Origin of the sequence: Treponema pectinovorum (assembly GCF_900497595.1) — a bacterium.
In the GTDB taxonomy this organism is placed as follows: Bacteria; Spirochaetota; Spirochaetia; order Treponematales; family Treponemataceae; genus Treponema_D; species Treponema_D pectinovorum.
In genome coordinates this window covers 102059-128348 of sequence record NZ_UFQO01000004.1, presented here as the reverse complement: position 1 = coordinate 128348, position 26290 = coordinate 102059, and the positions used below count along the sequence as shown (strand labels likewise).

At 37.8% G+C, this 26290-nt stretch carries 21 protein-coding genes; 11 read left to right on the top strand and 10 right to left on the bottom strand.

Annotation, left to right across the window (positions count from 1 at the left end):
* The first annotated feature begins 122 nt into the window (after positions 1-122).
* From FXX65_RS07310 to FXX65_RS07300, 3 genes are all read left to right on the top strand, one after another.
* On the top strand, positions 123-1064 hold the full coding sequence (locus FXX65_RS07310) for a tetratricopeptide repeat protein (RefSeq protein WP_187116243.1): 942 nt from the start codon (positions 123-125) through the stop codon (positions 1062-1064).
* A complete protein-coding gene (locus tag FXX65_RS07305; RefSeq protein WP_147615723.1) occupies positions 1048-2184 on the top strand; it encodes a lytic transglycosylase domain-containing protein in 1137 nt (378 codons plus the stop codon). The genes FXX65_RS07310 and FXX65_RS07305 overlap by 17 nt, the downstream gene beginning before the upstream one ends.
* A 70-nt stretch (positions 2185-2254) precedes the next feature.
* Positions 2255-3589, top strand: coding sequence for an OmpA family protein (locus FXX65_RS07300; RefSeq protein ID WP_246104356.1), 1335 nt, complete (start codon positions 2255-2257; stop codon positions 3587-3589).
* A gap of 56 nt (positions 3590-3645) precedes the next feature.
* Here FXX65_RS07300 and purN read toward each other — a convergent pair whose 3' ends face one another.
* From purN to FXX65_RS07280, 4 genes are all read right to left on the bottom strand, one after another.
* Positions 3646-4278, bottom strand: a complete 633-nt coding sequence (gene purN / locus FXX65_RS07295) for a phosphoribosylglycinamide formyltransferase (RefSeq protein WP_147615722.1) — start codon at positions 4276-4278, stop codon at positions 3646-3648.
* A 9-nt stretch (positions 4279-4287) separates the two neighbouring features.
* On the bottom strand, positions 4288-5382 hold the full coding sequence (gene purM / locus FXX65_RS07290) for a phosphoribosylformylglycinamidine cyclo-ligase (RefSeq protein ID WP_147615721.1): 1095 nt from the start codon (positions 5380-5382) through the stop codon (positions 4288-4290).
* 158 nt (positions 5383-5540) lie between these two features.
* On the bottom strand, positions 5541-6038 hold the full coding sequence (gene purE, locus FXX65_RS07285) for a 5-(carboxyamino)imidazole ribonucleotide mutase (RefSeq protein WP_147615720.1): 498 nt from the start codon (positions 6036-6038) through the stop codon (positions 5541-5543).
* Between the two features lie 135 nt (positions 6039-6173).
* Entirely contained in the window at positions 6174-6848 is a 675-nt protein-coding gene (locus tag FXX65_RS07280) for a peroxiredoxin (RefSeq protein ID WP_147615719.1), read from the bottom strand.
* A gap of 172 nt (positions 6849-7020) precedes the next feature.
* Between FXX65_RS07280 and FXX65_RS07275 the strand changes: the two genes are divergently transcribed.
* The 4 genes from FXX65_RS07275 to FXX65_RS09770 all read left to right on the top strand — a co-directional run bounded on the left by FXX65_RS07275 (position 7021) and on the right by FXX65_RS09770 (position 11523).
* Positions 7021-7863: an AraC family transcriptional regulator gene (locus FXX65_RS07275; RefSeq protein ID WP_147615718.1), complete on the top strand. Its 843-nt coding sequence runs from the start codon at positions 7021-7023 to the stop codon at positions 7861-7863.
* A gap of 75 nt (positions 7864-7938) precedes the next feature.
* Positions 7939-8721: an NAD(+) diphosphatase gene (nudC, locus tag FXX65_RS07270; RefSeq protein WP_246104355.1), complete on the top strand. Its 783-nt coding sequence runs from the start codon at positions 7939-7941 to the stop codon at positions 8719-8721.
* A gap of 180 nt (positions 8722-8901) precedes the next feature.
* Entirely contained in the window at positions 8902-10011 is a 1110-nt protein-coding gene (locus tag FXX65_RS07265; RefSeq protein ID WP_246104354.1) for a 30S ribosomal protein S1, read from the top strand.
* Positions 10012-10017: 6 nt separating this feature from the next.
* Entirely contained in the window at positions 10018-11523 is a 1506-nt protein-coding gene (locus tag FXX65_RS09770) for an RluA family pseudouridine synthase (RefSeq protein ID WP_246104353.1), read from the top strand.
* Positions 11524-11700: 177 nt separating this feature from the next.
* Here FXX65_RS09770 and lysA read toward each other — a convergent pair whose 3' ends face one another.
* From lysA to dapA, 3 genes are all read right to left on the bottom strand, one after another.
* Positions 11701-12969, bottom strand: coding sequence for a diaminopimelate decarboxylase (gene lysA, locus FXX65_RS07255; RefSeq protein ID WP_147615716.1), 1269 nt, complete (start codon positions 12967-12969; stop codon positions 11701-11703).
* A 32-nt stretch (positions 12970-13001) separates the two neighbouring features.
* On the bottom strand, positions 13002-14096 hold the full coding sequence (asd, locus tag FXX65_RS07250; protein ID WP_147615715.1) for an aspartate-semialdehyde dehydrogenase: 1095 nt from the start codon (positions 14094-14096) through the stop codon (positions 13002-13004).
* Positions 14097-14258: 162 nt separating this feature from the next.
* Entirely contained in the window at positions 14259-15173 is a 915-nt protein-coding gene (gene dapA / locus FXX65_RS07245; RefSeq protein WP_147615714.1) for a 4-hydroxy-tetrahydrodipicolinate synthase, read from the bottom strand.
* Positions 15174-15533: 360 nt separating this feature from the next.
* Between dapA and FXX65_RS07235 the strand changes: the two genes are divergently transcribed.
* From FXX65_RS07235 to FXX65_RS07220, 4 genes are all read left to right on the top strand, one after another.
* The gene (locus tag FXX65_RS07235; protein WP_187116242.1) at positions 15534-15743 is read left to right on the top strand and encodes a type II toxin-antitoxin system PemK/MazF family toxin; all 210 of its coding nucleotides are present in this window, start codon (positions 15534-15536) and stop codon (positions 15741-15743) included.
* A gap of 147 nt (positions 15744-15890) precedes the next feature.
* The gene (gene aroC / locus FXX65_RS07230; protein ID WP_147615712.1) at positions 15891-17000 is read left to right on the top strand and encodes a chorismate synthase; all 1110 of its coding nucleotides are present in this window, start codon (positions 15891-15893) and stop codon (positions 16998-17000) included.
* A gap of 292 nt (positions 17001-17292) precedes the next feature.
* Entirely contained in the window at positions 17293-21111 is a 3819-nt protein-coding gene (locus FXX65_RS07225) for a pectinesterase family protein (RefSeq protein WP_187116241.1), read from the top strand.
* A gap of 71 nt (positions 21112-21182) precedes the next feature.
* Positions 21183-22595 carry a D-alanyl-D-alanine carboxypeptidase family protein gene (locus FXX65_RS07220; protein WP_147615710.1) on the top strand — a complete coding sequence of 471 codons (1413 nt, stop codon included), beginning with the start codon at positions 21183-21185 and terminating at the stop codon, positions 22593-22595.
* A 4-nt stretch (positions 22596-22599) separates the two neighbouring features.
* On the opposite strand, the gene FXX65_RS07215 is transcribed toward FXX65_RS07220, so the two are convergent.
* From FXX65_RS07215 to FXX65_RS07205, 3 genes are read right to left on the bottom strand one after another with little or no spacing between them, the layout of a single operon-like run.
* On the bottom strand, positions 22600-24870 hold the full coding sequence (locus tag FXX65_RS07215; RefSeq protein ID WP_147615709.1) for a polysaccharide deacetylase family protein: 2271 nt from the start codon (positions 24868-24870) through the stop codon (positions 22600-22602).
* On the bottom strand, positions 24867-25109 hold the full coding sequence (locus FXX65_RS07210; RefSeq protein WP_147613801.1) for a zinc ribbon domain-containing protein: 243 nt from the start codon (positions 25107-25109) through the stop codon (positions 24867-24869). The genes FXX65_RS07215 and FXX65_RS07210 overlap by 4 nt, the downstream gene beginning before the upstream one ends.
* An 8-nt stretch (positions 25110-25117) precedes the next feature.
* Entirely contained in the window at positions 25118-26260 is a 1143-nt protein-coding gene (locus tag FXX65_RS07205; protein WP_147615708.1) for a peptidoglycan DD-metalloendopeptidase family protein, read from the bottom strand.
* Between the last annotated feature and the right edge of the window lie 30 nt (positions 26261-26290).

The window sequence follows — 26290 nt, the reverse complement described above, 5'->3', positions numbered from 1 at the left end:
TTGCCAATAACAAAGCACTTTGTTAATCTTTAAATATGAAGTTAAAGATAAAAACTTTTATTGTTTTTTGCTTTTGTTTGCTTTGTTTTTTTTCCTGCGGTGCTTCAAAAAATTCTTATGTTATGACACAGCTTCAAGCACTTTTAAAAGACGAAAGCCTTTCTGCACAATCTAGATACGCTGTAATAAACAGGATTGCAAATTCACTTTACACATCAAACAATTCAAGCGAAATGACTTTGTTTTTAACCGATTGGGTCGAAAAGCATCCAGAAGATATATATAACGCTTACTGGCTTTTGCTCGTTGCGTCAAATTACCTAGAAAACGGAGCCGAACCGGTAGCAGGCTACTATTTTGACCGCATTTTAAAAAACTACCCTGATTTATTGGTTCAAGGAAAATCTGTTCATTTTATTTGCCTTCAAAATCTTATAAAGATAAGCAAAAATTCTGCAAATAGAATTTCATATTTTAATCAGCTTGTAAGCCGATTTCCTTCACTTGTAAGCATTACAGAGATGTACGTACGACTTGCGATGGAATACGAAAAAGAAGGCGAATACAATCAAGCTTTAAAAGCGTATTCAATGTTTTTAAATCAACCAGACGCTTCCACAATTCAAATTGCGGGAATTCAAGACGCGTATTCCACAGCAAAAAAAATGGTCAATTTTTCAAATTCTTCAAAGGACTGGACTTTCGACTCGCTTGCATCGCTTGAAGATTCTGTAAAAAAAGCGATAAAGCAATACGACTGGCGGTCTTTAGACAAATACCGTTCTAAAGTCAATTTTTTTGCAATGAGTTGGAAGTCTAATGAAACCGATGCAAACGCCTTGGAAAATTTTTCGATGCGAGGTTTTATGGTTGGGCAAAGAATTCGCTACAACGAGAAGCTCGACGAAACTTCAAATCCAAACGAAGCCTATCTTCGCTCAACTGGATGGAGCCCTTATATGCCGGTCTGGTATCTCTACTTTAGAAAGGTAAACTTTCCTGTAGACCCAGAAATTCACGGTCGCTGGGAATGGGCAGGCATTTACTATGGCGAAAAAATGTAAAGGGGCTATCCTCTTTGCCTGTTTTTTTTGCATCATTCCAGCTTTAACTCAAACAAAAAATGCTTCTTCAAATGGAGAACCCTCTCAAAAAAAATCCACACAAAAAATTGAATCAAGCACCTTTGCAAATCCTGACATTTTAAAAGATATTGGCGGAATAAAAATCCCCCCTTCACCTTACTCACAAAATTCAATCAATTCATATATAAAAAAATACACAACTTCCTTTGCACGAAAAAATCTTTTTGAAATTTTAGACAGAGCTGAAATTTACAGATTATATGTGCGCCAAGAATTAAAAAAACGCAGAATGCCACCAGCAATCGAATATCTTCCTGTTGTAGAAAGCGAATACAAACCAATGGCGGTAAGCAAAAGTGGGGCTCGCGGACTTTGGCAGTTTATGGACAACTCTTTGGATGGATTTTTAAAAAAAAGCCAATACGTAGACGATCGCTACGACCCTTGGAAAAGCACAGATGCGGCGCTTTCAAAATTGCAAGAAAATTACGCAGAATTTAAAGATTGGGCTCTTGCCATAGCAGCATATAACTGCGGGAAAGGTGCAATGAAACGCGCGTTAAAAAACGCAAAGGTAAAATCATTTTGGTATTTGGCGGAACATTCTCTTTTAAGAGATGAAAGCGTACAATATGTTCCAAAAATGCTTGCAATCTGCGCACTTGCTACAGACGGAAAAAAATACGAAATACAACTTCCAGAAATAACAAAATCGACACGATATGCGGAATTTGACTACATAACGACGAAAGAAAAAATTTCTCTCGAAAGGCTCGCCTCTGAATTAAAGATGGAAAGCGAAATTTTGCAAAATCTAAATTCCGCGCTTTTAAAAGGCTTTACTCCGCCAGCGAGCATATATTCTTTGCGCTTACCAAGCGGAATGAAACGCAGTGCAGAAATCGCAATAGAAGAGATAACAGGAAAATCAAATCATTTACCGCAAAAGGCATTTATAATGCATACAGTTCAAAAAGGTGAAACGCTTTGGTCAATTTCAAAAAAGTACGGAGTTAGCGTGCAAGAATTAAAAGATGCAAATAAAATAAGAGACAACGAAGTTTTAAGCATAGGAAAAATTCTTTATATCAAAAGCTAAAATCGCCGAAAATCAAAAAGGACTCTGCTAAAAAAAAACGCACAATCAAATTATAAAAACGGAGACTAATTTGAAAAAAAATTTATTGATTTCCTTTTTTGCTCTTTTTACACTGGCACAAATATTTTGCCAAGACGGTTCAATCACTTGCGAAAGTGTAATCGACTGGACAAAAAATATATTCTCATCATCTGTAAAAATAGATTTAGACAAGGCAAACATTCAAATGCCTTCTGGGAAGTTGACTGCGGTGGACTTAATAAACACTCAGCTGACACAGCTCATAAAAGACCCTCTGCTTACCACTTATGTAAATTCAAATACACAACTTGCAGATTTGGTTCTTTGTGACGATATAACGCTTGAAGATTTAAGAACAATCGTAAACACTTCTAAAAAAACTCCAGGAATTTTTATAAACTCAAGTTCCGTTTTGCAGGTGATACACAACCTCGACACTCTGCGCCTTTCTTCAATTTTAATAAAACACAAAACTCCATATAAAAATTCAAAACCGATAGAAACAGTCCCGAGCCGTCCTTACACAGGAATAATAATCGATGCTCGCGGTTCTTTAAGTGTACACGGCGAATTTACAAAAGATGTCGTAAAACCTTGTTTTTTCCCAGAAATTTGGGATGAAGATATGAACTTAATCTACGAGCGAAACATGGGAGATCCAAAAATAGAATCTGAGCAGGGCTTTGTTCACTACGACTGGTCGGAAGACGAAAATCGCTACAAAGACAGGATTGGAATTGATCCCTTGCACATAAGCGCGCGAAAAGTTTACGGCAGATTTAGAACAGATCCTGTAATTTCAAGAAAAGACGCTTTAAAAATATTGAGCGTTCCTGCAAACCTTGAACTTTTAAGACAGGGCAAAGTCGTAATCCTTTTAGATAAAGAAAATCTCATAACAAAGGTTTCCGCACCAGAAAAAAATGCAGAATATTACGCTGCAATAAGAGAATTAAAGCAATACCTTTTTACAAACGAAGAAGATGAACCACAAATCGAAGATACAATCCGAGGAATTCAAATTCTCTACGAGTTAAAATTTGTGGCAGACAGCCCTGAACTCCTGCAAAGCGAGCTGCCAAAATTGCAAAAGCTTGCAGAAAGTCTAAAAAAGATAAATATAGATAACGCATACACGATTTTAGTTGAAGGGCACACTGCAGATGTGCAAAAACCAGAAGGACAGATGAGGCTTAGCATTCAGCGTACACAAACGATAATCGGAGAACTCGTAAAAAACGGCTTAGACAAAAATCTGTTCAGTTACAGAGGCTACGGTGGAACACAACCTATTGCAAGCAATGCAACAGACGAAGGAAGAGCTCTAAACCGCCGCGTAGTGATAACCGCTCGTCCAAAGGCAACCTACATACAAAGAAACTAAAGCATACAAAGAAACTAAAAAATACAAAGAAATTAAAAATCGCAATTTTTAAGAGTTTAAGCACCAAGAGATTTTGCCAAGAGACACACGCCTTCCACAATCGCTTTGTGTTCTTCTGGTGCAATTCTCTCGTATAAAGATTCTGGAGTGTCTAAAGGCAAAACAGGCACTTTTTTTTGAACCAAGATTTTCCCAGTGTCGCAGCCGGAGTCGACCAGATGCACAGTACAACCAGATTCTTTTTCTCCAGAGTCAATTACCGCTTTGTGAACATTATGTCCCCACATTCCCACTCCACCAAATTTTGGTAAGAGTGCGGGATGCAAATTTACAATTTTTCCAGAATACTTTTCTATTATTTCGCCAGATAAAACAGTGAGCCATCCTGCAAGAACAATTGCATCGCATTCCTTTTCCAGAGCAACTTTTAGTGCCGCATCAGAAACTGCAAGCCTTTTTTCTTCTTTGGAAGATGATTTTGCTTTTTCTTCTCCAAGAACAGCAAAAGGCGAAACTACAAAAGTTTTAATTCCAGCAGCCGCAGCACGTTGCAATGCATAAGCTTTTTTTGTGTCGGCAATTACAGCCTGAATGTGATACGGACAAGCTGGATTTGATTTTTCGTAATCTATTAAGGCCTGAAGGTTTGTCCCGCCTCCAGAAACCAAAACAGCAATTTTAATGCTCATTTTTCTGCCCTATTCCAAAATAGTCGCTTCGTGGCTGCCTTTAACATCTTCCTCAAAATTGACATTTCCAGCTTTTACATAGCCAATCTTATACGCTTTCATGTTGTCGATTCCAAGTTTTTTATGAACATCAGTTGCAAAATCGCCAGCCTTTTCGTTAAATCGCTCAACAATCTTATCTGCATCCTTTGCCCTAACAGCAAGAATCAGACCAATGCCCATATTAAAAGTTCCCCACATTCCTTCAGGATTAGCACCTCGTCTTTCAAGCTCTGCAAAGATTGCAGGTTTTTCCCAACTGTCCTTTTTTATAACGCTCACAAGATTAGAGCCTTTTGGATACATTCTAGGAACATTCTCGTAAAAACCGCCGCCAGTTATGTGAACCATTGCATGCACAGATTTTCCAAATTTTGCAAGCACATCCATAACAGGACGCACATAGATTCTGGTTGGAGTTAATAAAGTTTCGCCAATAGGTTTACCGTTAAAATCTTCGTTAAAATCGGTAACAAGTTTACGAACCAAAGAATATCCATTTGAATGACAACCCGTAGAAGAAAGCCCAATCAAAACGTCGCCTGCTTCAATTTTTTCGCCAGTTAAAAGTTCATTTTTTTCGCCAAAGCCAACGCCAAAACCTGCAAGGTCGTATTTTCCTTCATCGTAAAATCCAGGCATTTCCGCAGTTTCACCACCAAGCAAAGCACAGCCAGCATCAACACAGCCGTCGGCAACACCTTTTACAATTTGGCCGGCAACATCCGCGTCGAGTTTACCACAGGCAACGTAATCCAAGAAAAAAGAGGTCTGAACGCCAGAGCATAAAATATCGTTAACGCTCATAGCAACGCAGTCAATCCCTACAGTGTCGTATTTTTTCATAGAAAAAGCGATGTCGAGTTTTGTTCCAACGCCGTCTGTTCCAGAAACTGCAACAGGATGTTTTAATTTGCGCGGAATTTCAAACATACCGTTAAAACTTCCCAAATCTGTAAGCAAGCCTGGAATACGAGTGCGCTTAGCATGAACTTTGTATTCGTTTACGGATCTATATCCTTCTTCAACATCAACACCAGAATCTTTGTAATCAATCGTTGCCATTTTTTTTCTCCAAAAATTTTAGAAGCGAGTCTTTTTACTCGACCGCCTTTGCGCAACTCGGTGCCCTCGGTCCTTTCGGACTCAAGGCAAAGCCTTGATTGCTCCAATGCGGGCTAAAAATATTGTTCAGATTATATAAAATTGTGTCTCGCCTGTCATTATAGGCTTACTTCAAGACCACATTTAGCTGCTTCTTCAGCAAGTTTTTTTCTAAAATCAATAAGTTTTTCTCTTAAAATTGGATATTTTATCGCAAGAATTTGTACAGCAAGATAAGCCGCATTTTTCGAAGAGTTTATTCCAACCGTTGCAACTGGAATTTGCGGAGGCATTTGTACAATGGACAAAAGTGCATCCATCCCCCCAAGCCCATTTGACTTACCCGGAGTAACACATTCAAGCGGAACTCCAATTACAGGCAAAGTTGTAATGCCAGCAATAACACCAGGAAGAGCAGCCGCAAGACCTGCGCCTGCAATAATAACTTCAAAACCTTCACGCTCAACTTTTTTTACAGTTTCGTGCAAGAGAGCACCTGCTCTGTGTGCAGAAATTATAAAAGCTTTGTACTCAACACCAAATTCACTAAGAATATCTGCCGACTTTTTCATAACTTCAGAATCGGATTTTGAGCCAAAAAAAATTGCAACTTTCATAAAAATCACCTCGCGTTATATCTTACAGAAAAATCAAGACTGTAGCCATAAAGATTTAAAATAAAAAAAGCACCTTAAAAAAAATGGAAACCCACAATTTTATAGGTGCTTAAAAAATTCAATGCTTAATGGAAATTATTTTTTTTCTCTTCTAAAACACATAAACCAGTCAAGACAATATTGGTCGTCGTCTTTGCTTTCCATCCGCTCTTTAGCAGTACCACAACTTCCAGCAGTTGGAACAATAACATCATCTCCAGGGCGCCAATCAGCAGGAGTTGCACAATTTTCTGAATCTGCTTTTTGCAAAGCCTGTATTATGCGTTTTATTTCGTCAAAATTGCGTCCAGTGCTCAAAGGATAATACAAAATCGTTCGGATTTTTGCTTTTGGATCGATTATAAAAACCGCCCTAACAGCCTGAGTATTTGAAGCTCCCGGCTGAATCATTCCGTACTTATTTGCAACTTCCATTCGGATATCTTCTATAAGAGGGAAAGTTACGTTGATGTGCTTTTTATCTTTCCACTCAAGTTCCTGAATTTTTCTGAGCCAAGCGATATGAGAATACAAAGAATCCACAGAAAGACCAATCAGTTCTGTGTTCATAGATTTAAACTCGTCAATCATCGAACCAAAAGTCATAAATTCGGTTGTGCAAACTGGCGTAAAATCTGCCGGATGCGAAAAAAGAATTACCCATTTTCCCTTATAATCTTCAGGAAAATTTATAGGTCCCTGAGTTGTTACAGCCTTAAAAGCTGGTGCATATTCACCAATCAAAGGCATTGTGTTTTTTGTTTCTTCCATAAAAAAACCTCCTTAATTTTATAAGACATCATCTGTCTGCCTTTCGATTTAGATAATATTCTACAAAAACTCACAAATATAGTATAAAATGATATATTTTTAGGATAATCGGCTATAAATTGGATTTTTATTGTTTTTCTTTGATTTTTAATTTACAATCGGACTAAAGATTATGGAAACACTTCACTTTGAAAACAATCAATTTCCTCTTTACTGCAAAACAGAGAGTTTTGAAAAACAAACCGAGCACAGCGCAATGTCGCATTGGCATGAAAATATAGAAATGGTCTGCGTTATAGAAGGAAGCCTTGTCTGCAAGACTTCTGGACTTGAGTTCACTCTAAAAAAAGGTGATGTCTGCTTTATAAACAGGAAGCAACTTCATCTTATATACACAAAAGATAAAAATACTTTGCAGACAGTTTTTATTTTGGGAACAAGTTTAATATCACAAAATTCTTTTATCTACGAAAAACATATGCAGCAGATTTTGGAAGACCCTCTTTTTTCGCATGCAAAATTTGATAGCGATACGATTTCTGCGATAAATTTTACAATCTCAATAAATCACATTCAAAAATTGCTCGCAGAAAAGGAAATAGGCTACGAATTTGAGGCGATGTCGGAAATATATAAAATCTGCAAGCACCTTTACATTGCATACAAAAGTTCATCGCAAAATCTTGTTTTTGACAACAATGCCTTAACTCAACAAAAAATGGCAGAATACATATATTTAAATTATTCAAAGCCTTTAACTTTGAACAATATAGCAAGTTCAGGATGCGTAAGCAGAAGTCAATGCACAAAATTATTCAGACATTATGCTTCAATTTCTCCAATAGCTTTTTTAAATAGACACAGGCTTGAAGTAAGCTGCGATTTTTTGCGCTCAACTACGAACAGCATTGCAGAAATTTCTTTGAATTGCGGTTTTACAGATCAAAGCTACTTCAACAGGCTCTTCTTTAAAAACTACGGCTGCACTCCGCTTTCATACAGAAAAAGAGTTTAAAAATTTGATTCTGCAAAGATTTTCAAAAACAATATTTTAAGCATCGTCAAAAGTTTTTCATGATATTCTTTTTATATGGCTCTTATTTCTAAAAAACTTGAACGCTTTATGAAAGATAAATTTCTCTTTTGCGGAAATAACATAATCTTGCAAAACGGAAAACTCCCAGAAGAAAAAACATTAAAACGATGTTTTGATTTGAACGTCGCTTCTGATTGGTTTAACGACGAAGAATACGATCTTTCTGCAGTTGAACTCGAAAAAAACTGCCCAACGCCAGCAGGTTGCGAAGAAATTCCTTTACGAAAATACTTTTGGGATGCAAAAAATGAGCCTTTTTCCGTAAAAAAAGCCGCAAGGGCAAAGGGACTTTTAAATTTTAGAAGGGACAATCGCTACTGTAGTTTTTGTGGTGGAGCTTTAAAAGACGACGAATGTTTTGTAGCAAAAGTTTGCGTTCAATGCGGAAGGCAATATTTTCCTCAAATTGAACCTGCTGTAATAATACTTGTAAAAAAAGATGATAAAATTCTCCTTGCAAAGCACAAAAATCGCGCGACGAATTTTTACACTTGCATTGCAGGCTTTGTGGAAATCGGTGAAACAATAGAGCAGACAGTTGCAAGGGAAGTAAAAGAAGAAACTTCCTTAAATGTAAAAAATATCCGCTATGTTGCAAGTCAGGCTTGGCCTTATCCAGACCAGCTTATGTTAGCGTTTACCTGCGAATGGGAAAGCGGCGAAATAAAAATTCAAGAAGAAGAACTAACTGACGCAAACTGGTTTAGCCTGCAAGACTTGCCGCCAACTCCGCCAGAAGGGTCTGTTGCATATAATCTTATTCATTCGATATTTTAAAAAATTACGATAAAAAAAATTGACCAAAATCCACTTGCTCCTACAAACGAAAATCGATTTTTTTGTGCCTTCCTTTTATAAACAATGAATTTGTTGTATCTTAACTGAAAATAAAAATTCACGCTAAAACTTATTTATGTTAAAAGTTAAAAAACTGACAAAAGTTTTACAGGAGAAATGATGAACAAATTTAACGCTGGCGACGAAATTGAAACCACAGTTGTTTTAATTTCTGGAGATACTGTTTTTATAGATTTGGGGCTTAAAAGCGAAGGTTTTGTTGATAAAGCAGAGTTTGTTGACGAAAACGGAAATTGCACTGTAAAAGAAGGCGACAAGATAAAAGTATATTTTACCGGCAACAAACGCGATGAACTGCATTTTACGACAAAACTCAAAGGCGAAAACGCGGGAACAGAAATTTTAGAAAGCGCATTTAAAGGCGAAATTCCAGTGGAGGGGCTTGTAGAAAAGCAGATAAAAGGCGGATTTGAAATAAAAATTGGCAACACGCGTGCATTCTGCCCTTTTAGCCAGATGGGATATAAAAATAGACTAGAACCAGAAGAATACATTGGTCGAAGCATTCCATTTTTGATTACAGAATTTAAAAACGAAGGAAAAAACATAATCGTTTCCAACCGAAAGCTTGAAGAAAAGGCAGAAAATGAAAAAGTAAATTCGCTCTCTGGAAAACTAACTGTAGGAAAAATCGTAAAAGGTAAGATAAAATCGATTCAGTCTTATGGAGCCTTTGTAGATTTGGACGGTTTCCAGGCGCTTTTACCTGTAAGCGAAATAAGCCACACTCGTGTAAACGATGTAAGCGAATTTTTAAGCGTAGGACAAGAAATTGAAGCGAAAGTGATAAGCGCAGACTGGAATACAGCGCATCCTGACCGCTCAAAAGTAAGCCTGAGCATAAAGGCTTTGGAAAAAGACCCTTGGCAAACTGCCGGCGACTCTTTAAAAATTGGGCAGAAAATTACAGGAAAAATCGCAAGAATTCAAGCGTTTGGACTGTTTGTAAATCTTTTGCCAGGAATAGATGGACTTGTTCACATAAGCGAACTTAAAGATGTTGGTGCAAACACAAATTTGAGCAAAAAGTTTAAAGTTGGCCAGGATTTTGATGTTGTTGTTCAAAAAATTGGCGCAAAGGAAAAGAGAATTTCACTTTCTCCTGCAACTTCTGTAGAGCAGGATGAACAAGCAGAAAATTTTATGTCGCACCAAAATGAAGATGAGGGCGAAACTTACAATCCTTTTGCAGCACTGTTAAAAAAGTAAAAAAATATGTTTCCTCCGTTTGACGAAAATGCGGCTTGTTTAGTGCTTTCTACTTTGGTTGAACTTTTAAATGAAGGCAAAGTGCGTTTGATTAGACAAGCCAGACTTTCGGATGAGAGGAAAATTTCTTCGTTAATGCTTGGCGCTATGCTTTGCAGAGAAAAAAATGATGCATCGAAAATTGTAAATTTGATAACAGTTTCTGGGATAAGCTTTAAGCTCGAAGGTTTTCTGCCTGGAGTTTTTGTTGAAAATATTGTAAGTGCAAAAGAAATTCAAACTGCCTTAGAAAAAAACGACAAAGAGATTCACGAGCTCACAAACGAGATAAATCTTATTGAAGCGCGCATTAAAAACAAAAGCGAAAATGACAAAGAAATTCTTAAAGACTTAAAAAAAAATCTCGCGGAATTAAAAGATATTCGCAGTAAACTTTGCGATGAATCTTTGCTTAAAGTATTTGAACAATACGAGTTTTATTGTGCAGACGGCAAAAAAAGAAAACTTTTAGACATTATAAACGATTCTTTTTCCTTGGGAGAAAAAACAAAACTTCCACCAACTGGAACCGGCGACTGTTGTGAGCCTAAACTATTAAATTATGCTTTTAAAAATAATTTGATACCGTTGAGCATGGCACAGACAAAAATCAATTTTAAAATCAAAGATGAATGCGTTAGGGATTGTAAGGGCGGCGAAGCCGTTGGCGTCTTGACGCCAATGGAGCGAAAGCGGAACCCTGAAAAGCCCGACGGTGCGGATAACGCACCGAACGCCCTAAATAAATTAAAACTTGAAAATCCTTGCGATTTGCGATGTGGTTTGATTTTGCCAAAAATTCTTGGACTGGAAATAGTTTATAGAGACGACGAAATTATCGTTATAAATAAAGAAAGCGGACTTTTGAGCGTTCCCGGTCGCACAGAGGACAAAAAAGACTGCGTTACGAGCAGGGTTAGAGCGCTTTTTCCAGATTGCATTGAACAGCCGGCGGTGCACAGGCTTGATATGGAAACGAGTGGGCTTATGGTTTTGGCTTTTACTAAAGAAGCACACAGAAACTTGAACAGGCAATTTGAATTAAAGCAGGTTGAAAAAAAATACATCGCTTTGCTGGACGGCGTTCTTGCAAAAAAAGGTTTTGCGGAATCTGGGCAGATGGAGCTTTTTTTTAGGCTTGATGTTGAAAATCGGCCGCATCAAATTTGGGACAGCGTAAACGGAAAAAGTGCTGTAACTCGATGGCAGGTTTTGGGCGTAGAAAGGTATACTTGCCCGGACGGAACGCGTAAAAATGTAACTAGGATTTGTTTTGTTCCGCTTACGGGGCGAACGCACCAGCTTAGGCTTTTGAGCGCAGACAGCCACGGTTTTGCTCTTGCAATAATTGGCGACAGCTTGTATGGCTCTTGCAAAAAAGGAGAGCGACTGATGCTGCATTCAAGCGAATTGAATTTTATTCATCCTAAAACAAACGAGAGAATGCATTTTGTGAGCAAAGCACCGTTTTAACAAACTGTTGGCAATCGCAGTTTTTAGCAAATTCCAGAAATTCGTTTTGGAAAAATCTTATGATTTGATAAAATCAAAATTGGTTTGATAAACTGCCGTTTTGTAAAAATCTGACACCTTATACAGCTGTCGGATTTATCCTACGCTTTATACAGAATGCTTCCAGATGCAGATTTTTTATGCCTTAAACTTTTCGACTCCGTCTAAGTCTAAGGTTAAAAACAAGTCGTTTATTGTTTCTTTTCGCCTTATTTCTACAACTGTTCCGTCTTCGCGCAATAAGAGTTCTCCGCAACGTAATTTGCCGTTGTAATTGTAGCCCATCGCCCTTCCGTGTGCACCAGCATCGTGAATTATAACAAGGTCTCCCATATCAATTTTTGGAAGCTGTCTTTGTATTGCAAATTTGTCGCAGTTTTCGCAGAGCGAACCTACAACATCGTAAACGTTATCCTTTGCGGCGTCTTCTTTTCCAGAAACTGTTATTTCGTGATACGCTCCGTACATTCCAGGCCTCATCAAGTCTGCCATGCAGCTATCTAACGCTATGTATTCGCGGTAGATATGTTTTTCGTGAATCGCCGTTGAAACAAGCCAGCCGTAAGGACCTGTTATGGGTCTTCCACACTCCCAATATACACCAATTGGGTCTAAGCCTGCAGGAACTATTATTTTGTCGTATTCTGCCCTTATCTTTTTTGCAAGCTCTTCGTAATCAACTGCTTTTTGCTCTGGCTTATAAGGAATCCCTATTCCTCCGCCCAAGTCTGCAAATTCGATTCTAACTCCAGTCTTCTCTTTTACTTCCACCGCAAGTTCAAATACAAGTTTTGCTGTATCGACAAAAAAATCTACATTTAACTCATTGGAAGCGACCATCGTGTGTAAACCAAAATGTTCTACGCCTTTTTCTTTTGCAATTCTATACGCTTCTATCATCTGCTCGCGGGTAAGACCGTATTTTGCTTCTTCGGGTTTACCAATTATTGAATTACAACCATGTTTTGCAGAACCAGGATTGTATCTAAAACACAAAGTTTTTGGCAGGTGACCGAGAGTTTTCTCCAAAAAATCGATATGAGTAAAATCGTCCAAATTTATTATATTTGAATTTGCATATGCATATTTAAACTCGTTCGCAGGAGTTTCGTTTGAAGTAAAAATAACCTTGTCTTTCTTTATGCCAGCAATTTCGCAAAGCATGAGTTCTGGCAAGCTTGAACAATCTGCCCCGCAACCTTCCTGTGCCAATATCTTTAGAAGATATGGATTAGGACACGCTTTTACCGCAAAGTGCTCTCTAAATTTTGGGAAAATTGAAAATGCCTTTGTAAAGCGCCTCATATTTTCGCGAATCGCTTTTTCATCATAGATGTAAAACGGAGTCGGATATTTTTCTACGAGAGATTTTAATTGTTCATGGTTTAATGGAAATGTCTTTTTCATATTTTTACTTTTTTACCACACAAAGAAATGTATCAGCCAAAAAAGCCTTTCGCTTTTAAAAGTTCTGCATTTAAAATGCCACCCATTGCAGCACCACGTTTTGTGTTGTGGCTCAAAGCGACAAATTTTATGTCAAAAACGCTGCATTTTCTAAGCCTGCCAATAACACATGCCATACCTTTTTGAGTTTCCCTATCACGACAAGGCTGAGGGCGATTTTCTTCTGTTCTGTAAACGATTGGTTTTTCTGGCGCAGAAGGCAATTTCAACTCTTGGGGAACAGAACTAAAATTCTCCCAAACTCTTAGAATCTCTTCCAAAGTCGGTTTTTTTTCATCGGGAAGGTCAAATTCCAGATTTACAGATGCAGTGTGTCCGTCTATAACAGGAACTCTCGTGCAGGTTGCAGAAACCAGAGGTTTTTGAGCATTTTCTATAATGTCACCATTAACTTTGCCCAAAATCTTCAGACATTCCTTTTCAGTTTTTTCTTCTTCACCGCCAATAAACGGAACGATGTTGTCAATCATATCAAACGAAGCAACTCCAGGATAACCCGCCCCGGAAACCGCCTGCAAAGTTGTTACAACCATGCGCTTTATAGGATAGCCTGCCTGCTGTAGGGCAAAAATCGGCATCATATATGTTTGTAGAGAACAATTAGGTTTTACAGCGATAAAGCCCTTGTCCCAACCGTGATGTTTTTTTTGTTCAGCAATTACATCAAGGTGTGCAGAGTTTATTTCTGGAATCAGCATTGGAACATCTTCTGTCCACCGGTTTGCAGAAGCGTTAGAAACAACAGGAATTCCTTCTGCCGCATACGCACTTTCGAGCGCTTTAATTTCATCTTTGCTCATTTCAAGTGCAGAAAAGACAAAACGGCACTTTCCTAATGCGGCTTCAGGCTTGTTTGCGTCTTGAACAGTAAGATTTTTTACATCTTCTGGAATATCAGTTCCAATAAGCCAGCGATTTTCGACAGCCTCTTTGTAGAGTTTGCCTGCAGAGCGAGGAGAAGCAGCAACAAAAGTAACTTTAAACCAAGGATGGTCTTCCAAAAGTTTTATATAACGCTGCCCAACCATTCCAGTTGCGCCCAAAACACCAACATTTATTTTTTCCATATATTTACTCCGTAAAATCTTCGATAAACGATTTGGGTGGCTTTTTGCATCCGCAAAAATCAGGCTATCCGCGGTTCCGGCTTTCGCCTGCATTCAACGCTTCGCTTATGAACGGCTGCGCCGCCGCTACTATCCTTGCCACTTTCATCCTTTTATAAAAAACTAGATATTGCAATCTTTTATCGCTTTTTCAATCACCTTTTTTGCACTATCGCAAACTTCAACAAGTGGAAGCCTGCAAGAACCAGAAGGCAAACCTTTTAACTTCATAGCATACTTAATAGAAGAAGGATTGCCATCCACAAACGCCGCTTTAAAAAATGGCAAAAGCCTATAATGAATTTTTCGAGCTTCTGCGAATTCTCCATTTAATGCCTTGTGAGTCAACTCAACAATTTGCTTAGGAATCAAATTTGAAACAACAGATACAACGCCGTCGCCTCCCATACACATAAGCGGAAGCGTAAGAGCATCATCACCACTCAAAACTGCAAAATCTGGATTTTTTTCTTTAATAGAAAGTATCACATCCATCATCTGATTTATATTACCGCTGGCCTCTTTTACGCCAACAATATTCGGCAAAGATGCAATGCGCTCTAAAGTTTCTGTTGCAATGTTTACACCAGTTCTTCCTGCAATGTTGTATACAACGATTGGAACGCCAACCTTGCTTACCATTTCAAAATGGCGGTAAATGCCTTCCTGTGAAGGTTTGTTGTAATAAGGAGTTACAACAAGGGCAGCGTCCGCACCAACTCTTTTTGCGCGCTCGCAATATAAAACAGCGTCTTTAGTGTTGTTGCTGCCAGCGCCAAGAATTACAGGAATGTGTTTGCCAGTTGATTTTTCGAAGGCCTTAACTTCTTCCATTATTATGGAGATAATCTTATCTTCTTCCTGCCCCGGAGTTTCGTCTAGAGTAGGTGTTTCTGCCGTAGTACCAAGCGGAACAAGACCGTCAATGCCCTGTTCAAGTTGGAATTTTACAGTCGTCCTAAAACCTTCATAGTCAACCGAACCGTCGCTTTTCATAGGCGTAATCATAGCGGTTAACGCACCCTGTAATTTCAACATAATTTACCTCTATTGATTTTTAATGAAAAAAATCAAGGCACAGTTTACAGAATTTAGCAAATATTGAAAAGTACGACTAAATTTTTGTAATGAAAGTAAAGTTGAATGCAAAGGAGAGAAGAAATTGGTCCAAAAGTAAATAGTTTGATAAAATAATTTAACGGTTGAGATTTCTTATTTTTGAATGAGGCGATATGTCATTCGAAATATTAGAAAAACAAATTCGCTCGCTTCCAGAAAATGCACAAAAAGAAGTTGAACATTATGTGGGGTATCTGATTTCAATATGCAATTCAAATTCAGATGCAATATAGGTTGAACAGCGCATATATAAATTTTTCAAAAAAAATCCAAACGCATTTGACGAATTCAAACATACAGGTGAGAGCAGAATTTCCTGGAAACCTGCAACTAAGCACAGATGAAACTCTCTTTCCAAAAGATTCAATCGCTGTTGTACCACAAATAACGACAATCGATAAAACCAGACTGTTAAATAAAATCTTGAACTTAAAAGACTATACAATGTTTCAATTAAAAGAAAATATAAAATTACTGCTGCAAATATAGTTTTACTAGACGATTTATCCATTTAATCAGTTTAATTTTAATCCCCTCTTCTTTCCATCAAGTCCCTGTAATATCAAAATTCCCTTAATTTACTCGCCACTGCTTTTCGTGTTAATCTTCTGATCTAGAAAAATAATTGGAGTTTTTATGAGCGGAAATACATTTGGGAAAATTTTTAAAGTTACCACCTTTGGCGAAAGCCACGGAAACTCTCTTGGCGGTGTTGTAGACGGAGTTCCAAGCCGAATCAATATCGATATTCAAAAGATTCAGGGAGCATTGAATAGAAGACGGCCAGGACAGAGCATTGGAGAAAAGAAAAACGCCTCCGTAACTGCACGAAGCGAAAGCGACTCTGTAGAAATTTTAAGCGGAATTTTTGAAGGAAAATCCGAAGGAACTTCAATCGGTTACACAATCAAAAACGAAAGCCAGCATTCAAAAGATTACAAAAACCTAGAAAACACTTTTCGTCCTGGACACGCAGATTTAACATACTTTTTAAAATACGGATTTAGAGATTACAGAGGTGGCGGCAGGAGCAGCGGCAGAGAAACCGCCTCTCGCGTTGTTGCTGGCGAAATTGCAAGACAGGTTTTGACACATTTTATTCCCAATTTAACGATAACCGCCTACACCCAGCGCGCCGCAGGAATTTCAATTTCAAAAGTGGATTTTAGCCAGATTGAACAAAATCCACTTCGTGCTCCGGATAACGAAGCCGCTGCAAAGATGAACGAAAAGATTGAAGAAATCAGAAGAAATGGCGATTCCGCAGGTGGAATAGTTGCTTGTTGCGTAAGAGGATTTCCAGCAGGAATTGGCGAGCCTGTGTTTGATAAATTAGATGCAGTTCTATCACACTCAATAATGAGCATTGGTGCTGTAAAAGGAATAGAATTTGGAGAAGGTTTTGCGTGTGTGGATTTTACAGGAAAAACAAATAACGACGTAATGCGCGCTTGTGAAGATAAAAAATCCGTGAGGTTCCAGTCAAATAATTCTGGTGGAGTTTTGGGAGGAATTTCAAACGGAAACGAAATATTTTTTAGAGCAGCGATAAAACCAGTTCCGTCGATATATCAAAGCCAGAAGACAGTTTGTGTTGACAGCGAAAAAAACTTTTTTGACACAGATTTGCAGATTGAAGGCAGGCACGATGTCTGTCTTTGTCCAAGGATTGTTCCTGTAATAGAAGCGATGACAGCAATATCACTTTGCGATTTATTTTTACAAAACTGTCAATGCTCCTTTTAAGTCGCGCCGCTCGTACACAACTGTCCTGCGACAACGATTGTAGGGGCGCATAGCGTTGCGACTTGTCGCAATGTAGCGTTAGCGGAACCCCGCAAAGCGTGTTTTTTGCAAGCCGCTAGGCTCGCAAAAAGTCGCCCTAATCTTCTGTCAATTCTGTCCAAATTTATTCCCTAATCTTCCACTGTTTTATTATAAAGGCGCTGTTATAATTTTTCAAAACACAAACGATTTTTAAATCTTAGAAATAAATTTTAGAATTTTATTTTCTTTGATTTTTATGGGAGATTTTGGTATGAAAAAAGTTTTTACGCTTGCTGCAAAAATTTTTGCTCTGCTTGCTGTGATGTCTGTTTCTGCACAACAGCGAAAAGCAGACATTTGGGATTTTGGCGGAGTTGAAGATTCTGGCGCGAACAATCACATAAAGATTGCGGATATAGATAATCTGGATTCTCTTGCCGCTGACGGTAAATTTAGTGCAGGTGAATATGTTTTTGGTGACCTTACCTTAAAGGCGGAAAACAACGATAGAGCCTATTACAATGGCGCTAAAAATTACGGAAGCCAAGGCTATGCTACTGCAAAATTTGAAGACGGATACATTTCTGACGGAATGTATTATTGCAACGGAAAAGCTGGGGAGCAACGACGATACATTCTTTTAAAAAATGTAAACGCTGGCGATGTTGTAACTTTTTATGCACGCGCTTCTAATTCAAGCGAAGATTTAATTCACTTTGCTTCGGTAAACGAAAACGGAGAAAAAACTGGTGCGCAAGATGAATCTGCATGGTTAAACGCAATTGCAAAGAGATTTTCTTACATAGCAACAACTAGCGGTTCATACAAAATATACACAGAAGCAACTTCTGCAAAACCTGTCTACTACCGCGTAAGCCGAACGCCTGCTGTAAAAGTGAGCGGCAACATTGCAGGTCTTAATTCAAAGGGCGAACTTAAATTTCTGGTTGGACAGACAAAACAGGAAATTTCTGCAAAAATTTCTGGCTCTTCATATACAGTAACTCTGCCAGCAGGTTTTTCTTTTACCGCAATACTTCAGGGTGTAAAAGGCTTTGGAATTTCTAGCGACACTAAACAATTTTCTATAGAAAAAGAAAATCCTTTAACTTTTAACAAAAACCTTTCTGTAGCGCAGATGAAAACCTTTGTAGCCGACGGAAAAGTTTTGGGCTTTGCAAAAGATTTTAAACCTTCAAATCCTGTAAAAATCGTATTTGCACCGCCGGAAAATTCTATGTATCAAAATATTGAAGCAGATGTGATTTTTACAGACGACGAAGTTTCTTTTAAAGCAGAACTTGAACCTGCCGTTTTGTACAGCACTTCGTTGAGCGGTGCAAACGACTACCAAATCAGTGGCGAAATCGCATTTGAGGGAACACAAGCCTTTACAAAAAACATAAATGTTCAATCAAAAAAAGTATACGACATAAATGGAAAATTCTTTGGGAATGTAAGCGAAATACCTTCTTCAATTTCTTTTAAAAATATTGAAGATGGCTACACATATAACGGTGCAATAGCAAACGGAATCTATGAGGCAAAACTTAGAGATGGGAAATACGAAGTAATCTGTGAAACAACAGTAGCAAAGACTTCTAATCACATCGTCGTAAACGGTGCAAATGTTACAAAAGACATTTTAATGGCAACTAAAGATAAGACTGTGCGACAGATTCCGCTCAAAAAAGAAATCTATGTAGGCGGAAAAAAGCCTGACTACGATTCTGTAAAACTTGCCCTCCAGGCAGCACACGCTATGGCTCCAAAATCCGAAGCAGACAGAATTACAATCATCATTGCTCCCGGAGTTTACAGGGCACAACTTATAATCGACACTCCTTACATCACTTTAAAAAATGCAAATCCAAACAAGGAAGTAAAACTCACCTGGTACTACGGAATCGGCTATTCATATTATTCAGCGGATTTAAGCGGATATTACGATGAAGAGCGTGCATACGACAAATTTGACAAAAAAAGCGTTGCAAGATGGGGAGTTGCAACCTACATAAAAAAAGATGCTTTGTACTTTCGTGCAGAAGGGATTACCTTTGAAACTTCCTTTAACAAATATGTAACTGCGGAAGAACTACAGGACGGAGTTGAATGCGATGGAGCGACTATAAACTTTAAACGCAAATTGAATTCAGATGTTCAGTCTAAAAAAGCAACAGAACGCTCTGCAGCAATCTGTGTAGAAGCAGACCGGAGCGAATTCTTAAAGTGCAAATTCCTTGGCTCTCAAGATACTTTGTACACAGGAGCTGGAATCCGCGGATATTTTAAAAACTGCTATATCGAAGGCAATACGGATTTCATCTTTGGTGATGGAGATGTAGTTTTTGAAAATTCTGAAATCTGTATAGCAGGATATTCAGATTCAAAAAATGGTGGATACATAACAGCCGCTCGAACCGCAAATTTAAAAGGCTATCTTTTTTACAACTGCACCGTAAGTGCCGACACCAACAATATGCAAGCCCCTTGCGTATTTGGAAGACCGTGGGGTGCAAATGCCTCTGTTGCCTTTGTAAACACGATACTCGGTTATGACGGAATAATAAGTCCTGCTGGCTGGACAGAAATGAGTGGCAACAAAGCTGAAAACGCAAACTTTTTTGAATACAACACTATGTGGAATTCAAAAACTGTTGACACTTCTAATCGCAACGGAGGAAAACTTATTGCAGATTCATCTGCTTATTCTCCAAAAAACTACTTTGCCGACTGGACTCCTGTATATTACAGCGAGCCAAAAGGTGGCGAAGTAAAGATAAAAAAAGCAAGCTTTACAACCGACGACGACATCAACACGCCATATCCAGGGCACACAATAACACTACACTACGAATATTTAGGAAAAGATGACGATGTTTCTTTAATTCAATGGTATCGCACTAAGGATAAAAATGAAACTTTGGTAAAACAGAGCACTGGTTACGCAAATAAAACCTATCTCATTTCAAAAGAAGATTCAGGATTTTACATCAAAGCGGTTATAAGTCCAATGTCGCGCGGCGGTGCAACTGCAAAACCTATAATCGTAAGTTTAGACAAAAAGATAAACGAAGGATATTCAATTCCATCAAAGGCAACTTCTATTAGACCACGAGCGGAAGGCAAAGTGAATGTATTTTTAGCTTCGGATTCAACGTGTAAAGATTATTCTGCTTTAGGAATGTGGAGTGCAGGACAAACAAGAAATGAAGGCGGTTGGGGAGAATTTTTGCAGTGCTTTTTTAATGGAGCGGTGAGCGTTCAAAATTATGCAAACGGAGGGCGTTCAAGCCGCAACTTCATAAACGAAGGTTCTTTAGAAAAAATAAGACAGCAAATTTCAAAGGGCGACTTTCTTTTTATTCAATTTGGGCACAACGACAGCTCAAACGGTTCTGGCTATCTTGAAGATCGTTATGTGCCACTTGGCGAACCAAATAAAGAAGGAATCTATCCTATAAGCGAAGGAAAAAAAGTTCGCACTCCAGACAGTTATGTAGACAGGTACGGAACAACTTTCTATTCATACAACAGCGGAGGCACTTACAAGTGGTATTTGATGCAATATGTAAATGTTGCCTTAGAAGCTGGAGCAACCCCTGTGCTCGTAACACCTGTAAGTCGAATGTACTTTGATGGCAAAGGCAAAATAACTCCTCATCACGATTCAAAAGAAACCTCGACAAAAACGCAGATATCTCACAAAAACGCTTATGTAGAAGCGGTAAGGCAACTTGCAAAAGAAAAGAAAATCCTTTTAATCGATGGTTTTGAAATTACAAAAGCATTGTACGAAAAAGCATATGCAGACTGCGGTAGCAATAAAGAAGCGCGCGAATTGATGTTTGCAGGAGATTCAACACACAACAACAAACTTGGAGGATTTATTGTTGCAGGAGAATTTGCAAAAGAAATAAAAAAGAACATTCCAGGACTTGCAGCTTCCATAGTTCCGCCAAAAAATGCAATGGGCGAAAATAACGACGGCAAATTGATGTTCACAGTTGATCAGAATGGCAAAATGCAGTGCTACGACAAATATTGGGCTTCCTACGAGCAAAAAGTTATCGATAGCCTTGCAAAATAAAAAATATTAAAATACTTGAGCAGGTTCTTTGGAGCCTGCTTTTTTTTTTAATTTTCATTAAGATAAAAAGAATGAAAAATCAACTCCCACAAAAAATTAAAAACTTGAATCCCTCTCAAAAAAAAGTTGTAGCCATATCGAGCGTTGTTGCCTTATTCTGCATACTTTTCCTTTCGTTTTTTTTGTGGTCTTCAACTTATCTAAATCCAAAAAATGTAAAACCGCTTTCTTTAGAACAGAGTGCAACTTTAACTTCGTTTTTAAATCGCACATATTCTGAACAACGCGGACAAGGGTTAAAACCGCTTCCCTACCCGACTGTCGAAGCAAAAATGAATCTTGCAAGCGGTTCTGCAATCCTAATAGACACGAGTAACGGTTGCATCCTTTTTGAAAAAAATGCTGACCAAATAATCCCGCCGGCGAGCATCACAAAACTTTTTGTAATGTACATAGCGTTTAAAGAGATTGAAGCAGGAAATCTTTCTCTGGATGAATTGGTTGAACCTCCAGAAATAAGTTGGGCTGTAAACTTGCCGAGAGACTCAAGCCTCATGTTCTTGGGACAGGGGCAGAAAGTTAGCGTAAATGAACTTTTAAAAGGTCTGGCAGTCGCTTCTGGAAACGATGCCGCACTCGCACTTGCTTATAGAATATCCGGAAACACAAAAGATTTTATAAAGAGAATGAATTACGAAGCAAAGGCTTTGGGACTAGAAAAGACTCATTTTGAGGAGCCAAGCGGATATTCAGAAAATAATTTGACCACTGCACGCGAACTTGCAGAATTTTGCAGGATATACATAAATCGCTATCCCCAAAGTTTAAAAGATTTTCATTCATTAAATGAAATATCCTATCCTCTGCAAAAAAATCTTCCATCATGGCAAACAGAAAAAGGCGACAGCCTTGCAATAACTCAAAAAAACACAAATCCTCTTTTAAATCGATTGAAAGGTTGCGACGGTTTAAAAACTGGTTTTATCTACGAAAGTGGTTATAATTTGGCGCTTACAGCAAGCAGAGAAGAAACTAGATTCTTATCTGTAACGATGAGAGGACCAGGAACAAACTCAATAGAAGGCAATTTTTACAGAGTTCAAGATGGCACAAAACTGATGGAATGGGCATTTTCCTCTTTTGCAGATTATTTTCCGCAAAAAAACACAGCACAAACATATACAGTTGCCTGCTTAGGTTCAAAAGAAAAATTCATAAATCTGCTTCCAGCGTGGAACAACAGCATAACAGTTCCGCATATAAAAGCACAAACCGTACAAGAAGATGCCGCTTCCATAGTTGCCCAAGTGCAAATTCCAAAATACATAGACAAAGACGTTCAAGTTGGACAAGTATTTGGACAGATTTCATATAAACTTGGCGATACCGTTTTAGAGACAGTTCCTCTGGTTGCAGATCGCTCTGTAACAAAGGCGAATGCTTTAAAAAAACTTTTAGGAAAACTCGTCGCCTTAAGATTTTAAAAAACTAAATCTTTTTTAAATCGACTATTTCAAAGCCTTGTTGAATCAAGGCTTCTATTAAAAGGTCGAGCTTTTCGTAAAGATAGTCTGTGCGGCTTCCTTTTGAAATTCCAGTGCTTACAGGAATTACAGCCCCTTCTGTCGCATTTTCCGCATAAAACTCAACCAAATCCGCTGCGCTTAGGTAACCAGATTTTCCTAATGAAGATTCTTCCAAAGTGATTGTGTCTAAACAAAATCTTCCGGCTTCCACATATCTATAGCCACTTTTTTTTCCAGCAAATTTTATCTTTTCGTTTGATTTATAAAAAGGAGCATGCCATAAGAGGTTTAATTCACTTCCTGTGGAAACAAAAAATTCATCTTCATTTCTTGCAAGTCCGCGCCTTATGAAGTCTTCATCAACTACAAAGCCTTTAGCCGTTAAATCCGCATTTGTAAAAAACATAGAAGCGCAGTCGTATCCGCTTTTTGCAATCTGAGATGTTTCTTTTGGATAGCGACGGATAAATTCGCCATTTATAAAAAAAGTCGCCTTTATATCGTATTTTTTTAAGATTAAAATTATCTCGCTCAAACCAGAAGAATCGTCCAAAGCATCTATTAAAATTGAAATTTGTTTTGAATTTCCGCCCTTTATTGCAGTTTCAGGGAAATACGCTCTGGTAACCGCTTTGCCAGAAACAGTTCTTACATAAAGGCTGTTGGAATATTTTTTATTGAGTGTTTCGCCCAAAAAAACACGATATTTGCCATTTTGAATAGAACCTTCGTTTTGAACGTGTGGCTGTTCTCGTTTTGCCCAAGAACCGTTCACTTCATCAAAATCATAAAAAACGTCTTTTTTTACAACGTCTTCACCGCAGATTGCAGTTTGCGATGACCAAAATACATTTTTGCAGGCAGAAAGAAAAAGAACTTTTGAGTCAGAAGATTTTTCATCGTTTAAAGCTGCCTGCCCTACTTCTTTGTTTTTATTAAGTTTCCATTGCCTTACAGTCGATTCGCCGCCAGCATAGATGGTGTCGTTATTTCCCCAAACATAAGAGATTATCTTTTCGCCTTGTAAAACATCTAAAAGTTTTAAATCTGAAAGATTGTAAACATAGAGATTTTCGCCTTCGCAATAGCACAATTTTGTTGAATCTGGACTTAAAATTGGTTTTCCTGCATTTTTTACGGTTTTTACAGATTTGAACGAAGAATTTGAAAACGAAAATACAAAGAGTTCTGAAAAAAAATCGCTCGCTTCAAACGAAAGATAATCTGTCCACAGCAAGCATTTGTCGTTTGTAAGCCAAAATTCTTTTATTCCGATTATGTTGCCTTTAGGAGAAGTCATAATTTTAGAATAAATTGGAGAAAGATATTCAAAAGTTTCGCCTTCAATTTTGAAAAACGAAAATGATTTTTTCCCTTGAACCAAAAGAAAATACGACGAACTCTTATCTACAGAAAACGAATCCCTTTTTTCATCAAAAATAACAGGGAGTCTTCCTACAACAACTCCAGTTCCAACAACATCAGAATAAAGCGCTCTCGTGTAAAGTTCGTTTGCGTTTATCTTGTAAATTAAATCTCTGTCTACATAATAAAGCGATTTTGAATCTGCCCAAAAAAAACAGTTTATGGTTCCACTTCCAATTTTTCTGAAATTTTCTGAAATTTGCAATTTTTGGAAAGAAGCTTTTGCCTCGCAAAAATATACATTCCCATTTTTTTCGTACAAAAAACTCGTCGAATCAGGATTCCACAAAACTGGGACGCTGTCATAACTCAATTCTGTCTTTCCATTTAGGACAAATTCCTGCAAAGTTGAAGAATTTTTCAAAATCAACTGACCATGCGAAGACGAAGTTTTTTTTATGTAGCAATACCATCTTCCATCTGGACTCGTGCTATATTCTACTTGACGTTGAGAATTTTCTGGAATAGAAGAAGGTTTAAAAAGCCATGAAAGATTATTATCAGCAACAGACCAGCGTGCAAGTCCCCAACGATTTCTAATTTGAAGCACTTCGCCTTTTAAAAGCATATCCATTTTTTCAGGATAGCAGGTTAAAATTTTTGTGTCGGAAAGGGATTTAGCATCGCCCATAAACGCCGTCGAATAAGAATAGGAATGTGAATTAGAATTTTTTACCGAAAATAAAATCTTATCGCTTGAATTTACGCTCGGATTTTCAAAAGAAATTTCTGCACGGAGAAAACAAACTGAATAAAAAAAAATAAATGCAAAAATCGCCCTGAACTTAAAAGGATGAGCTTTAATCATTTTGCCATCTCCGCGCTCAAAGCCAAAATTGAAAGGTCTTGTTCAAGGTCGTCAAGTTGTTTTTCGAGTTTTTTAAGCCTTTTTTCTCTATTTTCTGCCTGTTTTTGTTCAAGATTTCTAAAAACCGCTTCCAAAGCATCTTTATCGTTGTGCATTTTAGCCTGTCCGCACCAAGGACAATATAAAAATTCCTTTTCTATCGTTCTACCGCAACCACCACAAACGCAAACATTCATCATTTTATCCCTTATTTTTTTAGCAAAGTCAGTGGGTCAACAAGTTTTCCGTTTTTATAGACGGTAAAATGCAGATGCGGTCCTGTAGAATAGCCTGTAGAACCTACTAAACCAATCTTTTCGCCCTGACTTACATTCTGGTTAGAACGGCACAAGACTTTGAGCAAGTGCCCATAAAGACTTTGATAGCCGTTTCCGTGATTGATTATAACATAGTTTCCAAAAATATTGCTCCAGCCAACATAAACAATTTTTCCGCCCATAGTTGCATTTACAGGAGTTCCAGCAGGACAAGCCAAATCAATTCCTGTATGAAACGAAGCAACACCTGTAAAAGGATCTGCTCTCTTTCCAAAGTAACTTGAAATTTTATAGCGAGATTTTATAGGATTAGAAAAAAGTTCCCCCAAAGCTTTTTTTAAAGATGAAGAATCAAGCCTTGCACCAGGAATAAAAATTTTTTGTCCAATAAAAAGCCTCTCATCAGAAAGCTCATTTGCATCCAAAATATCTTCTACACTTACATGATATTTTACAGAAATAGAATTTATGCTGTCGCCTTTTTTTACTATGTGATTAAGACCGTCCTGATTTGGAATTTTTATCGTTTGTCCAGAGCGAATTGAACGTACATTTTCTATATTGTTAACCGCAATCAAAGTCGAAATATTTGTAAGTCCAAATTTTACAGCGATAGAACTTATAGTTTCCCCAGATTTTATCTTGTAGTCTGTAAAAGAAACCGCCTTTATAATTCCAAGTGAATCGACAGTGAGTATACTTCCATCTTCGTTAAGCAGGTTGCCGTTTTCATCAACGTTTTCAAAAATTCCTTCTACGGCAAAATTTGCCATCGCCATTTTTAAGTTTTCTGTTTCTGTTTCAAAATTTGTGTCAATCTTTACTGGACCTGTAAAATTCCTAAAATGAGAAATAACCTTGTATAAAGTTATGGGAACAAAAAATAAAATTGACACGGCGGACACAAGATATAAAATTTTTTTGAGGTTCAAATCGCCAAAAAACTTTGTTCGATTTTCCAAACAATATGATTTTGAAAAATACGATTGCGATTTTAATTTTAAAAAGAGATTTTTTGGTCTATATGAATTTCTATATCGAGTTTGCGAACCTACATAACTTATAACCTGCATAACTCTATTATCGGAGCGAAAATTTCGTTA

Excerpts from the sequence above, each read along its gene's own strand:
- FXX65_RS07275 (WP_147615718.1), top strand. The coding sequence starts at position 7,021 with ATGGAAACACTTCACTTTGAAAACAATCAATTTCCTCTTTACTGCAAA.
- aroC (WP_147615712.1), top strand. The coding sequence starts at position 15,891 with ATGAGCGGAAATACATTTGGGAAAATTTTTAAAGTTACCACCTTTGGC.
- dapA (WP_147615714.1), bottom strand. The coding sequence starts at position 15,173 with ATGTTGAAATTACAGGGTGCGTTAACCGCTATGATTACGCCTATGAAA.
- asd (WP_147615715.1), bottom strand. The coding sequence starts at position 14,096 with ATGGAAAAAATAAATGTTGGTGTTTTGGGCGCAACTGGAATGGTTGGG.
- FXX65_RS07280 (WP_147615719.1), bottom strand. The coding sequence starts at position 6,848 with ATGGAAGAAACAAAAAACACAATGCCTTTGATTGGTGAATATGCACCA.
- FXX65_RS07305 (WP_147615723.1), top strand. The coding sequence starts at position 1,048 with ATGGCGAAAAAATGTAAAGGGGCTATCCTCTTTGCCTGTTTTTTTTGC.
- FXX65_RS07215 (WP_147615709.1), bottom strand. The coding sequence starts at position 24,870 with ATGATTAAAGCTCATCCTTTTAAGTTCAGGGCGATTTTTGCATTTATT.
- nudC (WP_246104355.1), top strand. The coding sequence starts at position 7,939 with ATGGCTCTTATTTCTAAAAAACTTGAACGCTTTATGAAAGATAAATTT.
- FXX65_RS09770 (WP_246104353.1), top strand. The coding sequence starts at position 10,018 with ATGTTTCCTCCGTTTGACGAAAATGCGGCTTGTTTAGTGCTTTCTACT.
- purN (WP_147615722.1), bottom strand. The coding sequence starts at position 4,278 with ATGAGCATTAAAATTGCTGTTTTGGTTTCTGGAGGCGGGACAAACCTT.
- FXX65_RS07220 (WP_147615710.1), top strand. The coding sequence starts at position 21,183 with ATGAAAAATCAACTCCCACAAAAAATTAAAAACTTGAATCCCTCTCAA.
- FXX65_RS07265 (WP_246104354.1), top strand. The coding sequence starts at position 8,902 with ATGAACAAATTTAACGCTGGCGACGAAATTGAAACCACAGTTGTTTTA.
- FXX65_RS07310 (WP_187116243.1), top strand. The coding sequence starts at position 123 with ATGACACAGCTTCAAGCACTTTTAAAAGACGAAAGCCTTTCTGCACAA.
- FXX65_RS07210 (WP_147613801.1), bottom strand. The coding sequence starts at position 25,109 with ATGATGAATGTTTGCGTTTGTGGTGGTTGCGGTAGAACGATAGAAAAG.
- lysA (WP_147615716.1), bottom strand. The coding sequence starts at position 12,969 with ATGAAAAAGACATTTCCATTAAACCATGAACAATTAAAATCTCTCGTA.
- purM (WP_147615721.1), bottom strand. The coding sequence starts at position 5,382 with ATGGCAACGATTGATTACAAAGATTCTGGTGTTGATGTTGAAGAAGGA.
- FXX65_RS07205 (WP_147615708.1), bottom strand. The coding sequence starts at position 26,260 with ATGCAGGTTATAAGTTATGTAGGTTCGCAAACTCGATATAGAAATTCA.
- purE (WP_147615720.1), bottom strand. The coding sequence starts at position 6,038 with ATGAAAGTTGCAATTTTTTTTGGCTCAAAATCCGATTCTGAAGTTATG.
- FXX65_RS07225 (WP_187116241.1), top strand. The coding sequence starts at position 17,293 with ATGAAAAAAGTTTTTACGCTTGCTGCAAAAATTTTTGCTCTGCTTGCT.